This window comes from Cellulosimicrobium sp. Marseille-Q4280, assembly GCF_943181405.1.
In the GTDB taxonomy this organism is placed as follows: domain Bacteria; phylum Actinomycetota; class Actinomycetes; order Actinomycetales; family Cellulomonadaceae; genus Cellulosimicrobium.
On sequence record NZ_CALPBY010000001.1, the window covers coordinates 1000017 to 1013951 of the forward strand.

At 73.4% G+C, this 13935-nt stretch carries 12 protein-coding genes and 1 tRNA gene; 3 read left to right on the forward strand and 10 right to left on the reverse strand.

Annotated elements, in window-relative coordinates; translation table 11 throughout:
- Window positions 1-44: 44 nt before the first annotated feature.
- The 10 genes from pth to NFS20_RS04390 all read right to left on the reverse strand — a co-directional run bounded on the left by pth (window position 45) and on the right by NFS20_RS04390 (window position 10878).
- A complete protein-coding gene (gene pth / locus NFS20_RS04345) occupies window positions 45-647 on the reverse strand; it encodes an aminoacyl-tRNA hydrolase (protein WP_251150486.1) in 603 nt (200 codons plus the stop codon).
- Window positions 648-810: 163 nt separating this feature from the next.
- Window positions 811-1431: a 50S ribosomal protein L25/general stress protein Ctc gene (locus tag NFS20_RS04350; RefSeq protein ID WP_251150487.1), complete on the reverse strand. Its 621-nt coding sequence runs from the start codon at window positions 1429-1431 to the stop codon at window positions 811-813.
- A gap of 313 nt (window positions 1432-1744) precedes the next feature.
- A complete protein-coding gene (locus NFS20_RS04355; protein WP_251150488.1) occupies window positions 1745-5122 on the reverse strand; it encodes a LamG-like jellyroll fold domain-containing protein in 3378 nt (1125 codons plus the stop codon).
- A gap of 292 nt (window positions 5123-5414) precedes the next feature.
- On the reverse strand, window positions 5415-6143 hold the full coding sequence (locus NFS20_RS04360) for a GOLPH3/VPS74 family protein (protein WP_251150489.1): 729 nt from the start codon (window positions 6141-6143) through the stop codon (window positions 5415-5417).
- A 74-nt stretch (window positions 6144-6217) separates the two neighbouring features.
- Window positions 6218-7141, reverse strand: coding sequence for a hypothetical protein (locus NFS20_RS04365; RefSeq protein ID WP_251150490.1), 924 nt, complete (start codon window positions 7139-7141; stop codon window positions 6218-6220).
- Between the two features lies 1 nt (window position 7142).
- Window positions 7143-7325: a hypothetical protein gene (locus NFS20_RS04370; RefSeq protein ID WP_251150491.1), complete on the reverse strand. Its 183-nt coding sequence runs from the start codon at window positions 7323-7325 to the stop codon at window positions 7143-7145.
- A gap of 79 nt (window positions 7326-7404) precedes the next feature.
- A complete protein-coding gene (locus tag NFS20_RS04375; RefSeq protein ID WP_251150492.1) occupies window positions 7405-8016 on the reverse strand; it encodes an SIMPL domain-containing protein in 612 nt (203 codons plus the stop codon).
- 31 nt (window positions 8017-8047) lie between these two features.
- Window positions 8048-9031: a ribose-phosphate diphosphokinase gene (locus tag NFS20_RS04380; protein WP_251150493.1), complete on the reverse strand. Its 984-nt coding sequence runs from the start codon at window positions 9029-9031 to the stop codon at window positions 8048-8050.
- Between the two features lie 77 nt (window positions 9032-9108).
- Entirely contained in the window at window positions 9109-10776 is a 1668-nt protein-coding gene (gene glmU, locus NFS20_RS04385) for a bifunctional UDP-N-acetylglucosamine diphosphorylase/glucosamine-1-phosphate N-acetyltransferase GlmU (RefSeq protein WP_251150494.1), read from the reverse strand.
- Window positions 10777-10806: 30 nt separating this feature from the next.
- Window positions 10807-10878, reverse strand: a tRNA-Gln gene (locus NFS20_RS04390).
- A gap of 161 nt (window positions 10879-11039) precedes the next feature.
- Here NFS20_RS04390 and NFS20_RS04395 point away from each other — a divergent pair.
- The 3 genes from NFS20_RS04395 (at window position 11040) to NFS20_RS04405 (ending at window position 13922) form a co-directional block, all read left to right on the forward strand.
- Window positions 11040-11639: a TetR/AcrR family transcriptional regulator gene (locus NFS20_RS04395; protein WP_251150495.1), complete on the forward strand. Its 600-nt coding sequence runs from the start codon at window positions 11040-11042 to the stop codon at window positions 11637-11639.
- A 73-nt stretch (window positions 11640-11712) separates the two neighbouring features.
- Window positions 11713-12666, forward strand: coding sequence for an ABC transporter ATP-binding protein (locus NFS20_RS04400; protein ID WP_251150496.1), 954 nt, complete (start codon window positions 11713-11715; stop codon window positions 12664-12666).
- Window positions 12663-13922, forward strand: coding sequence for an ABC transporter permease (locus NFS20_RS04405; RefSeq protein WP_251150497.1), 1260 nt, complete (start codon window positions 12663-12665; stop codon window positions 13920-13922). The genes NFS20_RS04400 and NFS20_RS04405 overlap by 4 nt, the downstream gene beginning before the upstream one ends.
- Window positions 13923-13935 lie beyond the last annotated feature (13 nt).

The window sequence follows — 13935 nt, forward strand, 5'->3', positions numbered from 1 at the left end:
CGAACCGGGACATCACCCGGGTGAAACGGGCACGCGAGGAGCCGTCAGACCCTCGAGTGGAACTTTCCCTGCGCCGCGAGCAGACCTTCCGTGAGGACCATCTCGACCGCGTCGGCGGCGTCGTCGAGCAGGAAGGGCAGCTCCTTCGCCTCCGAGCCGGAGAAGTTCTTCAGCACGTAGTCGGCGGTGTCCATGCGTCCCGGCGGGCGACCGACACCGCCGCGCACGCGCACGTAGTCCTTGGTGCCGAGGGCCTTGGTGATGTCGCGGAGGCCGTTGTGCCCGCCCTCGCCGCCGCCGATCTTCAGCTTGACGGCGCCGAACGGGATGTCGACCTCGTCGTGCACGACGAGCACGTGGTCCGGGTCGACGCCGTAGTACGACGCCAGGCCGGACACGGGCCCGCCCGACACGTTCATGTACGTCGACGGCTTGGCGAGGACGACGCGCGGGCCGGGTCGGCCGCCGGGGAGCACGCCGATCCGGCCCTCGCCGACGGCGGCCTGCGCGCGCGGGTGCCGCGCGAGGCGGACGCCCGCCCGCCCCGCGAGCACGTCGAGGACCATGTGGCCCAGGTTGTGCCGGTTGGCCGCGTAGCGGTCCCCGGGGTTGCCGAGCCCGACGACGAGCCAAGGCTGGTCGGTCATGTCACCTCGTCCTTCGTGCAGGGTGGGCGGCGCGTCGTCCGCGGGCGCGCGAACGCCCGGCACCGTCACGGTACCGGGCGTCCGTCGAGAGGTGCGGCGGCTGCCGCGCCGTCGAGTGCCGTCGAGGGCCGTCGAGGGCCGTCGAGGTCCTCGACGGCTCAGGTCACTCGGACTCGGGGCTCTCGGCCTCGGACACGGCGGCCTGGGCGGAGGCCTCGGCCTCGGACGCCTCGAGGTCTGCGGAGTTGTCCTGCGGCACGGAGATGTAGACGACGGCGAGGTCGCCCTCCGAGACGAGCGTGGTGCCCTTCGGCAGCTTCACGTCGCGCGCGAAGACGGTCTCGCCGGCGGCCAGGCCCTCGATCGAGACCTCGACCGACTCGGGGATGTGCGTGGCCTCGGCCTCGACCGACAGCTCCTGCAGGTCGACGAGGTGGATGGTGCCGGGAGCCGACTCGCCCGTGACGTGGACGGGGATGTCGACGGAGACCTTCTCGCCCTTCTTCACGAGGAGCAGGTCGACGTGCTCGATGACGTTGCGGACCGGGTCGCGCTGGACGTCCTTGGTGATGGCGAGCTGCGCCTTGCCCTCGAGCTCGATCGAGAACAGAGCGTTCGAGTGCTTGAGCGCGAGCATCGTCTCGTGGCCCGGCAGGGTCACGTGGAGCGGGTCGCTGCCGTGCCCGTAGAGGACGGCAGGGATCTTGCCGGCACGGCGGACGCGGCGGGCGGCGCCCTTGCCGAACTCGGTGCGGGTCTCGGCGGCGAGCTTGATCTCGGACACGTGGATCACTCCTGGAAGAACGTTGCGGGCCGGCCACCAGTGGGGAGCGGTCGGCTGTCCGGACGGTGAGAGGGCCCCCCGGACGGGCGGCTGCGTCGGCGCGGGACACGTGACGGGCGCGCGAAGGACGACCGCCCAGTCGATTACGGAGATCCAACAGGTCTGGCTGACTCTCCGGTTCGCGCTCCCCCCTCGCGGGTGGTGCGCGTTCGCCGGCCGTCAGACGTCCCTCGCCGAGGCAACCTGACTACTGTACCCGGGCACGGCGCCGCCGCGAAACCCACGGCGGCGCCGTGCTGCCCGGGGCGGCGCTCTACTGCCCGGGGGCGGCGAACAGCTGTGCGACCTCCGCCGCGCCGAGCGCACGGTCGTACAGCCGCACGCCGTCGATCCGGCCGTTCATCGGCCGCGTCCCGTCGGACTCCGCCCCGATGCCCAGCCGCAGCGAGTTCGTGCCGATGCTCGCCGGGCCGGCCGTGGAGGCCTGCTCGACGCCGTCGACGTAGATCCTCATCCGCGACCCGTCGTACGTGCCCACGAGGTGCACCCACGCCCCGCTCGTCGGGTACGGGGTCGTGGTGTCCACGCGGTACGTGTCGCCCGAGGACGCGTGGTTGAACCGCAGGAACGCCGTGCCCGCGCTCGCCAGGCCGAGCTCGTAGCCGTCCGTCGCACCCTGGGCCGCCTTCTTCAGCACGTACTGCGTCGCCTTCCGCTCAGGCTGCACCCAGGCCGAGACGGTCATCGGACCGGACAGGTCCAGCGCGGCCTTGTCGTCGACGCGCGCGAAGTCGTCCACGCCGTCGAGCCCCAGCGCGGAGCCGCTCAGCCCGGTGGCCCACGTGGCCCCCGAGCGCAGGGTGGCGTGGCTCGCGCTCGGCGAGGCGTCTGCCGCCGTGGTGCCCTGTCCCTCGTCGAACGACCAGGCGCCGATCGCCCCTGCCGGGACCGACGGGGTCGGCGTCGGTTCCGGCGTGGGGGTCGGGGTCGGTTCCGGCGTCGGTTCCGGCGTCGGCTCCGGCGTCGGCTCCGGCGTCGGCTCCGGCGTCGGTTCCGGCGTGGGGGTCGGGGTCGGCGTCGGTTCCGGCGTCGGCTCTGGCGCGGGAGTCGGGGTCGGCTCCGGGCTCGGCGTCGGCTCCGGTGACGTGGGCTGGGTGCCTCCCTGGAACAGGGCACCGACCTCCGTCGCCGACAGCGCACGGTCGTACAGACGCACACCGTCGACCGCGCCCTTCATCGGCCGGAACCCGCTCGGCTCCGCACCGATGCCCAACGGCAACGAGTTCGCCGCCACGCTCGCAGGCCCCACCTTCGACGCCTGCTCCACACCGTTGACGAAGATCCGCATGCGCGAGCCGTCGTACGTCCCCACGAGATGCATCCACGTCCCGTTCGTCGGGTACGACGACGAGGCCTCCACCCGGTACGTATCACCCGACGACGCATGGTTCAGCCGCAGGAACGGCTTGCCACCGCTCGCCAGACCCAGCTCGTAACCATCCGTCGCACCCTGCGCCGCCTTCTTCACGACGTACTGCGTCCCCAGCTGCTCCGGACGGATCCACGCCGAGACCGTCAACCTCGCCGTCAGGTCCAGCGCCGCAGAGTCCGGGACACGGACATACCCCGTCGCCCCGTCCGAACGCACCGCGGTCCCCACCACACCCGGGACCCAGCTCGCACCACCGACCAACGCACCCGCACCACCCCACCCCGACGAGTCCGCAGCAACCACACCCTGCCCCTCGTCCAGACCCCACGCACCCACCAGACCGTCAGCGGTCGACACGCGCACGGTCACCGTCGCCGGCGCCGACCAGAGGTCTCCTGCACGCACCCGGAACGTGAACGAGTCGACGCCCGTCCGTGCACCAGCCGCATACGTGAACGCGCCGGTGCCGGGGACGAACGACGTGAGCGACCCGGCCGTCGGCTGAGAGAGCAGCTCGAAGACGAGCGGGGCGTCGGTCGCGGCCTGGGCGACGAGGGCGCCGCTGACCGTGCCACCGGCGGTCGTCGACACAGTCGTGTCCTGGGCCACCGGTGCACCCGGTGCCGTCCATGCGAGCCGGACGGCTCGCGCGGTCGACGACGACGCCGCCATGACGAGGACCTCGCCCGGGACGTTCGACTTCGTCGCCGTGGCGTTGTTCCACGCACCGTCGAGGACCGTCTCGGGAGCGGCGTCGAAGTCGGGCGCGATGCGCGAGGTCTCCTTGACGAGGATGTCGTCGAGGTTGGTGCTGCGCGTGTAGACGACCCTCAGACGGTCGGTGACGTCGTCCACGAGCACGACGCCGCGCGTCCCGATGCGGTCGACCTCGTGCAGCGGGTCCCACGTCCCGTTCGGGTGCCGCACGAGCAGCCCGACGACCGTCTCGTTCGACGAGTCGTACGACGTCTTGACCGCCGCGTAGAGCGTCCCGTCGTCGGCGAGAGCGACGTTGAGGTGGTCGTCCGCCATCCCGCCACCGACGGGCCGTGCCGAGCCGCCCGCCGGCACCTCGTCGGCCGTCCAGGTCGAGGGCGACGCCCCGTCGACGTGGGTCCGGAAGCCGAACCGCTTCGTGCTCTGGTTGGACCACAGCACACCGATCTTCTTGCCCGGCATCGCCGTGACGACCGCGATGTCGTCGTCGGTGATGCCCGAGGCCACCGTGACGGGCGACGAGAAGGACGAGTAGGGCGCGTCGCTCCAGCGCACCTGGACCTGGCTCGAGGTGTCCGAGGCGACCCACATGCGGCCCGTGGAGTCGATGTCGACCGTCGCCGTCTCGCTCCCGGGCAGGGAGACGGCGGTCGCGCCGGTCCGCGCCGCCCAGGGCACGTACGTGTTGGACTGCGGGTCCCGCTGGATCGACACGAGGGTCGTCGTCGGTCCGTGCAGGAGGACGTGGGCGACGTCGCCCACGGTCTTCACGTCGGCGCGCACGTCCGTCCGCTCGGAGATCCGGGTGACGTTCGTCCAGCTCCGGGCCGCGCTGTCGTAGCGCCAGACCCACGTCCCCGAGGGCGTCGCGCTCGCCGAGGCCAGCACGGCCCACCACGTCCCGCCGGCGCTCCAGAGCTTGGACTGCGGCTTCTCGCCGGTGTTGCCCGTGAGCGGGATCCCCGTGGAGGTGATCGCCGTCGTGGCCGGGTCCTCCGGCGCCGCGGCGGCCGTCGGCTCCGGCGGCTGCCACGCGAGGGTGAGCAGGCCCGGGTCGGAGGACTTCGAGCCGACCTCGACGAGGTACTCGTCGCCCTCGACCGCGTCGAACGTGACCGACGAGGTCCGCACGTCGCCCTCGTCGTCGTTGGTCGCGACGGGAGCGTTCGTGGCGGAGCCCGGGTAGACGGTGAGGACCGTGTCGATCTCGCTGCCGTGAGTCGAGAAGGTGATCGGTCCGCTCGCGGGCGCCGTCCAGCGCCACCACATCGCCGAGGCGGTCACGTCCGGGCCCTCAGGACCGGACTGTCCCGGGTCGAAGTTGGCGGCGACCTCCTGGCCGACCGACCCGCCGATCGGCGCGCCCTCCGCCTCGGTGTCGCCGACGATGGCGGTCACCTGGGACGAGCCGCTGCTCCACGGCGTCCCGGGGAGGGCGATGCCGAGCCCGACGGTGCCGAGCGCGAGCGCGACTCCCGCTGCGAGGAGGGCGACCCAGCGCCGGCGGGAGCGGTCGAGGGGTGAGGCGTGTGGTACCGACATCGTGCTCAGTCCTGCTTCCGTGCGTCCGGGGAGCTGCGACGCCACCGAACGACGCGTCACCCCCCGCGCACGGCTCCTGGGCAGATCGAACCACCTCCGCCCCCCTCGGTGCGACGGGTTCCGGCGAAGTTCACCCACGACGGCACGACCTCGCACGGCACACTGCACCCAGACCCCGTCAATTCGCCCGTCCCATGGGCCCGACGGCGCTCCGCGCGGGGACGGCCGGACGCCTCGCCCGACCCGGTCCGCGACCGGGCGCGGGCGTCGTCAGCCCGACGTCGGCCCGACGTCAGCCCGACGTCACGGCGGCCGTCGTGGCGGCGACGGTGGCCCCCACGACCGTCGCCGCGACGACCTCGTCCAGGTACGCCTTGAGCGCCGCGCTCCCCCAGCTCCCCGCGGCGACCTCCTTCGCCCGTCGGTCGACGGCGGTGCGCCGGCGCAGGGTCCGGCGCTCGTCGCCGTCGACCACGGCCCCGCGCGCCCCGCCCGCGGCGAGCGCCTGCCCGGCCTGCCCGCTCGCGGCGAGGATGCCGACGAGGGCCGCGGTGCGCTCGTCGGGCCGTTCTCCGTCGACGAGAACCCGCCACAACAGCCTGCGCACGGCGTCCTCGTGCCGGGTGTCCACGGCAGGCCAGCGGGTCGTCGGGAAGATCCCGAGGATCCGGCCGGCCTCGCGTCGGAGCACGCCCCGGCCCGCGAGCGCGGCGACGGCCCGTTCCGCGGGCCTGCGCTTCGCGAGGAGCGGGACGAGCGTCTTCGGCTTCGACCCCTCCTTGGACCGCACGACGTCGAGCGCCTCGTCGAGCAGGTCATTCCCGGTGACCGTCGTGTCCCGGACGACGATCCGCCCGATGCGGCCGCCGTCGCCGTCGCCCGCGAGGTCGGCCCGGCCGAGCAGCGCGAGCTCGACGAGCAGCGCGCCCGCGGCGACCTGCTCGCGGTGGGTGGCGTCGACGACTGTCTTGCCCGTCTCGTCGTCCAGCGTCAGCAGGAGGTAGTCCTCGAGGATGAGCATGGTTCCACGGTAGGACGCGCGACGAGACCGCCGTCGTGCCGAATGTCACGCGTGGGCCGTGACGCGTTCCTGGATCACGGTTCCCGGAGGACGAGGACGGCCTGGTCGCCCGTGACGTGGAGAGTCGCCGGGTCGCACCCGTCCTGGGTGACGCGGACCGTCCAAGGCGGCGCGATGTCGGACGACACCAGCTCCCCGGAGACGACGTCGGGGCACGAGGCCCCGAGCAGGCTCGTCGGATCGGGGTCGACGGCGTCGAGGAAGGTGAGCGTCACCGCGCTGCCGGTGTGCTCCTCTGTCGCGACGCCGCGCACCGACGCGACGAGGCCGAGCAGGCAGACGGCGGCGACGACGGCCGCGACGGCGCTGCCCCAGCGCAGCGTCGTGAAGCGGCTCCAGGTGAGGGCGTACAACCCGGCGCTCTCGAGCCGGTATGTGACCCACCCGAGGATCGTCAGGTCCCGCTCGACGACGAGGCGTCGGCTCTCGAACGCTCGCGCCTGCACCGGGACCAGATCCGGGTCCGCAAGGGTGCTCACGACGTTCCGCTGGTCGGCCACGGCACGCTCCCGGCGGGCCTGCAGTCCGGCGACGTCCGTCGCCCACAGGCCGAGGAAGGTCGCGGGTTCGGCGGCGATCTCCGCGCGCAGGCTCGCGTACTGCGGCTCGGTGGCGACTGCGCGGAGCGTCACGATCCTGGGCGCGAGGACACGCGCGGCGAGCGCGACGACGGAGCCCAGCGAGGCGAGGACACCGGCGCCCCAGAGCAGCGCCGGCCAGGTGACGGCCCCGGCGTCGGACACGACACCGGCGACGGGGAACGCGGCCGCGAGGAACGCGACGAGCGCGATCGTCGAGGTGGCGAACCACTTCGCCACGTCTCGCAGGCGCGCGGTCGAGGCGTCGTAGGAGGAGATGCGCGCCACGGTGAGGGCGGTCTCCACCGGCCGGGCGTCCGGCGGGCTCGGTGCCTCGCGCGGCGCGCGCGCCCACCGCACGTCAGTCCTCCGAGGGCGTGGCGAGGTCGTCGAGGTCCTCCCCGCCCCGCAGGTCGCCCCGCGCCGGGTGCCGGTCGGGGCCCGCTCCTCCGAGCGGGACGACCCATCGCTGCCCGTCCCACTGCAGCAGCCGTCCGCGGATCCACCGGTACTCGTCCACGTAGCTGCCCGGTTCGTCGGTCATCGCCACTCCTCAGGTCGTCGGACCCGCACAGTTCACGGTCGACCCGACGCCCCTGCGTGGCAAGGATGAAATCCGGCCGTCAGTCCGCGAGCTCCCACCGCACGGTGACGCTCGCACGCACCTCCTGGGTCCCCGGCTCGACGACGAGCGCGTCCCCCGCCGCCTTCGCCGCCATCAGCCGCGGCAGCGGCGCCGGTCCCCCCACGTCCTCGCGGATCTCGACGACCGGCCCGAGCGACCGACCGGCGAGGCGCGCGTACTGCTCGGCGCGGGCGCGCGCGTCCGCGAACGCGTCCTCGCGCGCGGCGGCGGCGAGCGGTCCCGGGTCGCCGACGGCGAGGCTCGTCGAGTCGAGCCGCGCCACGGGGCCGGCGGCGTCGAGCGCGGCGCGCACGACCTCACCGGACCCCGCGACGTCCCGCACGGTCGCGCGGAGGGTGAGACGCGCCGTCGTGCGCGGGCCGTCCTCGCGCTGCTCGGTCCACGTGGACGTCTGCGACGTCCGCAGGTCCGCGGCCGCGACGCCCGCCGCGAGGAGCGCGTCGCGCGCGGCGGCGAGGCCGGCGTTGGCGCGGTCCAGCGCCTCCTGGACCCCGGGGGCGGAGGCCTCGGTCCCGAGCTCGACGACGGCGACGTCGGGCGCCGCCGTCGCCGCGCCCTGGCCGGTGGTCGTCACGCCGGAGGTGCCCATGCCCGTCTCCCGCCCACGCTCCGGAGAGCGCTCAGCTGTTGCCGTCGAAGAGCGAGGTGACGGACCCGTCGTCGAACACCTCGCGGATCGCGCGCGCGATCAGCGGCGCGATCGACAGGACCGTGAGCTGCGGGAACCGCTTCTCGGCGACGATGGGCAGCGTGTCGGTGATGACGACCTCGCTCGCACCGCTCTCGGACAGGCGCTGCGCAGCCGGGTCGGACAGCACGCCGTGGGTCGCGGCGACGATGACGGACTTCGCGCCCGCGGCGAGGATCACGCGCACGGCCTCGGCGATCGTGCCGCCGGTGTCGATGAGGTCGTCGACGAGCACGCAGTCGCGCCCCTCGACCTCGCCGACCACGCGGTTGGCCACCGACTGGTTCGGGCGCGTGATGTCGCGCGTCTTGTGCACGAAGGCGAGCGGGCCGCCGCCGAGCTTCGCCGCCCACTGCTCGGCGACGCGGATGCGGCCGGCGTCGGGCGAGACGACAGTGACGTTCGACGTGTCGACGCGCGTGCGGACGTAGTCCGTGAGGATCGGCATGGCCCACAGGTGGTCCACCGGGCCGTCGAAGAAGCCCTGCGTCTGCGCGGCGTGGAGGTCGACGCTCATGAGGCGGTCGGCGCCCGCCGCCGTGAACAGGTCGGACATGAGGCGCGCCGAGATCGGCTCGCGGCCGCGGTGCTTCTTGTCCTGGCGGGCGTACCCGTAGAAGGGCTGCACGACCGTGATGGTGCGGGCCGAGGCGCGCTTCGCGGCGTCGACCATGAGCAGCTGCTCCATGATCCACTGGTTGATCGGCGCGGTGTGGCTCTGGAGGATGAAGACGTCCGCGCCGCGGACCGACTCCCCGAACCGGACGTAGATCTCCCCGTTGGCGAAGTCGTACGCCGTCGTGGGGAGCAGGTCGATGCCCAGCTCGCGCGCGACGTCGTTGGCCAGCTCGGGGTGTGCGCGCCCCGAGGCGAGGACGAGGGACTTGTCCCCGTTTCCGGCGATCGTGCTGCTCATGCGGTGCGTTCCTTCGGTGTCCGGGTGGGGTCGGTCGGGGTTCTGGGGCGGACGCTCGTGCGGCAGAGTCTGCCGCGTCAGTCCGTGGAGCGCGCGCTGCGCAGCGCGTCGAGCGTGCTCTCGAGGTCGGGGCCGGGCGCGGGCGGCGTCGGGCGGTCCGCGGTCGCCGCCGCCGAGTGGTCCGCGAGCTGCGCCTGCGCCTGGGCGCCGACGGGCGGTGCCTCGGGGTCGGTCGCGCGCGCGGACGCCGCGGCCTCGGCCGCGGCCGTGCCCGGCCGACGGCGAGCGACCCAGCCCTCGATGTTGCGCTGCTGCCCGCCGCTGACGCCGAGCGCGCCGGCGGGGACGTCGCGACGGATCACGGAGCCCGCCGCCGTGTACGCACCGTCGCCGACGGTCACGGGCGCGACGAACATGTTGTCCGCACCGGTGCGCGCGTGCGACCCGATGACGGTGCGGTGCTTGTTCACGCCGTCGTAGTTGACGGTCACCGACGCCGCGCCGACGTTCGTATGGTCGCCGATCGTCGCGTCGCCCACGTAGGACAGGTGCGGGATCTTCGAGCCCTCGCCGATCTCGGCGTTCTTCGTCTCCACGAACGTCCCGATCTTGCCCTGCGCGCCGAGGACCGTGCCGGGGCGCAGGTAGGCGAACGGGCCGACGCTCGTCCCTGCGCCGAGCACCGCGAGCGTCCCGTGCGTGCGCGTCACCGTCGCGCCCGCGCCGACCTCGGTGTCCGTGAGAGTCGTGTCGGGGCCGACGGTCGCGCCCTCCGCGACGACGGTCGCCCCGTGGAGCTGCGTCCCGGGCAGGAGCGTCACGTCGCGCGCGAGCTCGACGTCGACGTCGACCCAGGTGGTCGCCGGGTCGACGACCGTCACGCCCTCGCGCATCCAGTCCTCGAGGATCCGGCGGTTCAGCTCCGCGCGCAGGACCGAGAGCTGGACGCGGTCGTTGACGCCCTCGACGACCGTCGGGTCGTCGGAGAGCAGGGCACGCACGACGCCGCCCTCGCCGCGTGCGGCCGCGACGACGTCGGTCAGGTAGACCTCGCCCTGCGCGTTGTCGCGCCCGAGGGTGCCGAGGCCACGACGCAGCACGGCCGCGTCGAACACGTAGATCGACGCGTTGATCTCGTGGATCTCGAGCTCGTCGGCCGACGCGTCCTTGTGCTCGACGATCCGCTCGACGTCACCCGAGGCGTCGCGCACGACGCGGCCGTAGCCGGTCGCGTCGGCGAGCTCGGTCGTCAGCATCGTGACGGCGTTGCCGTCCGCGACGTGCGCCGCGAGGAGCTGGGCGAGCGTGCCGCCGTCGAGCAGCGGGGTGTCGCCGGCGGTGACGACGACCGGGCCCTCGAGCCCGTCACCGAGACCACGGCCCTCCTCGCCGTCGGGCACGCCGTGGACGAGGGACAGCGCGTGCGCCTTCGCGTCGAGCGCGGCGAGCGCGCACTGCACCGCGCGGCCGGTCCCGGGGATCTCGTCCTGGTCGACGACGAGCGCGCCGGCGTCGACGCCCAGCGCGTGCTCGGCGACGCGGTCGCGCTCGTGCCGCACGACGACGGCGAGCAGCTCGGGGTCGAGCGAGCGGGCCGCGACGAGCACGTGACCGAGCAGGCTGCGGCCCGCGATCGTGTGCAGCATCTTCGGGGTGGACGACTTCATCCGCGTGCCCTCGCCGGCGGCGAGGACGATCACGGCAGCGGGGACGACGGTCGTGCCGGTGCCCTGCTGAGCTTCCATGGATGTACCCCTCGGGATCGGTGGCTCGAGCTCCGCCCCCAGGACTCGAACCTGGACCAAGGGCACCAAAAACCCTTGTGCTGCCGATTACACCAAGGCGGAACGGACCGTGACGCCGTGCCGGTCGGTACCGGTCCGGGCATCGCGCCCGGGGCCGCGGCGGCAGGAGGTCCGGGAACAGTCTGCCAGGTCGCCGGTCGTGCCCGACGCCGCACGGCATGATGGACCCCGTGGCCGAGTCCAGACGTACCCCCCGTTCCCGCATGACCGCGAGCCAGCGACGCGAGCAGCTGCTCGCCGTCAGCCGCGGGCTCTTCGCGGAGAAGGGCTTCGAGGGGACGAGCGTCGAGGAGATCGCCGCCCGGGCCGAGGTGTCCAAGCCGGTGGTGTACGAGCACTTCGGCGGCAAGGAGGGCATCTACGCGGTCGTGGTCGACCGCGAGGTGCAGGCGCTGACCGCCGCGCTGTCCGGTGCGCTGGACCGCGGCGGGCACCCGAAGGTCCTGCTCGAGCACACCGCGCTCGCTCTCCTGTCGTACATCGAGGCGTCCGAGGACGGCTTCCGCATCCTCGTGCGCGACTCGCCCGTCGCCCAGGCCACCGGGACCTTCTCGAGCCTCATCGGCGACGTCGCGACGCAGGTCGAGCACCTCCTCGCGGACCAGTTCCGTTCCAACGGCCTCGACCCGAGGACCGCACCCCTCTACGCGCAGATGCTCGTCGGGATGGTCGCGCTCACCGGTCAGTACTGGCTCGACGCGCGCAGCCCCAAGAAGACCGAGGTCGCCGCGCACCTCGTGAACCTCGCGTGGAACGGGCTCTCCGGGATGGTCAAGAAGCCGGCGCTGACGAAGACCGACTGACCGGTCCCCGTGCCCGGCCAGGTCGTGACGAATGTCCTGGGCGGCATCCCGAGGCCGGTGGTTGGCTGGTGCCATGCCGACTCTCGAGATCGACTCCCTGACCAAGTCGTACGGCACGGTCCATGCCCTGCGCGGCACGTCGTTCGACGTGCGCGACGGCGAGATCTTCGGCTTCGTCGGGTCGAACGGGGCCGGCAAGACGACGACCATGCGGATCGTGCTCGGCGTGCTCGCCGCGGACGGCGGCGAGGTCCGCTGGGACGGCCGCCCGGTCGACCTGGCCGCACGACGCCGCATCGGCTACATGCCCGAGGAGCGCGGCCTGTACCCGCGGATGCCCGTGGGCGCCCAGCTCACCTACCTCGCGCGCCTGCACGGCCTGTCCGCGCGGGAGGCCGACGACGCGATGGAGCGCTGGACCGAGACGCTCGGCGTCGAGGGACGACGCGGCGACGAGGTGCAGAAGCTCTCGCTCGGCAACCAGCAGCGGGTCCAGCTCGCGGCCGCGCTGACGCACGACCCGGACCTTCTCGTGCTCGACGAGCCGTTCTCCGGTCTCGACCCCGTCGCGGTCGACGTCATGAGCGGCGTGCTGCGCGACCGCGCCGCCGCAGGCGTACCCGTCGTCTTCTCCTCCCACCAGCTCGACCTCGTCGAGCGGTTGTGCGACCGGGTCGGGATCATCAAGGACGGCACGATGGTCGAGGTCGGCACGATCGACGAGCTGCGCCGGACCGAGACGCAGCGGTGGGTGGTCGACGGCCCACCCGGCGCCACGTGGATCGGCGCCGTGCCCGACGCCCGGGCCGTGAGCCTCGAGGGCTCGCGCACCGTGGTGGAGCTCACCGGCGCGGCCGGCGGCACCGACGTCGGACGCGAGCAGGCCGTGCTGCGCGCCGCCCTCGCGGCGGGTCCCGTCCGCGAGTTCTCCCTCGTCCGCCCGTCGCTCACCGAGCTCTACCGCGACGTCGTGAGCTCCCCCGCGGACGAGACGTCCGCGGCGACCACCGTGGAGGTGCCGGCATGACCACGACCCGACCCGCCCGACAGACCGACAGGCCGGTCGAGCGCGCCGTCCCGGGCGGGGCCTCGCTCTCGCCGTGGGGTGCGATCCGTCTCGTCGCGGGCCGCGAGATCACGACGCGCCTGCGCTCGAAGTCGTTCGTGTGGCTGACCGTGATCCTCGTCGGGGCGGTCGTCCTCGGCGGGTTCGTGCTCAACGCGGCGAGCTCGTCCGGCCCGACCGCCGAGCGCGTCGGCGTGACGTCGACCACCGCCGACCTCGCCGGCGCGATCACGGCGACCGGGGAGGCGCTCGGCACCGAGGTCGAGACCGTCGAGGTCTCCGACGACGCCGCGGGCGAGCAGCAGGTCCGCGACGGCGACCTCGACGCGCTCGTCACCGGCTCCGCCGACGACCTCACGGTCGTGGTCGACTCCGAGCTGTCCACCGGGCTCACCGCCGTCTTCACGACCCTCGCGCAGCAGTCCGCGCTCGCCGACGCCGTCACCGCCCTCGGCGGCGACCCCGCGCAGGTCGCGGGCGACGTCGCGACCGCCGAGCCGACGGTCCGCACGATCGGCGAGCCGAGCGAGTTCGACCCGACGCGCTACGTCACCGGGCTCGTCACGGGCGTGCTGCTCTTCATGGCCATCATGATCAGCGGTCAGCTCATCGCCCAGGGCGTGGTCGAGGAGAAGACGAGCCGCGTCGTCGAGCTGCTGCTGTCCACGGTGCGCCCGTGGCAGCTCATGGCGGGCAAGGTGCTCGGCATCGGCCTCGTCGGGCTGGGCCAGGTCGCGCTGGTCGTGGCGGCCGGCGTCGGGACGGCGCTCGGCCTGGGGCTGGTCGACACCTCGACGATCGACCTGGGCGCGGCCGCCGCGTGGGCGCTCGTGTGGTTCGTCGTCGGGTTCGTGAGCTACGCGCTCCTCATGGCCGGGCTCGGGGCGCTCGTCTCGCGGCAGGAGGACGTGGGCGCGGTCACGACGCCGGTCACGTTCCTCATGGTCGTCCCCTACATCGTGGGTGTCTCGGTCGCGCCGTGGGCGCCCGACAACCCGCTCGTCGTCTGGCTGTCGTACGTGCCGCTGTGCTCGCCGCTGCTCATGCCGGTGCGCATCGCGCTCGGCAGCGCGGAGACGTGGGAGGTGCTGCTCGCGCTGGGCCTGTCGCTCGCGCTCATCCCGGTGCTCGTGTGGCTCGCGGCGAAGATCTACTCCAACGCCGTCCTGCGCACGGGCGCCCGCGTGAAGCTCAAGGACGCCCTCCGCACGACGTAGCACCGCACTCCCC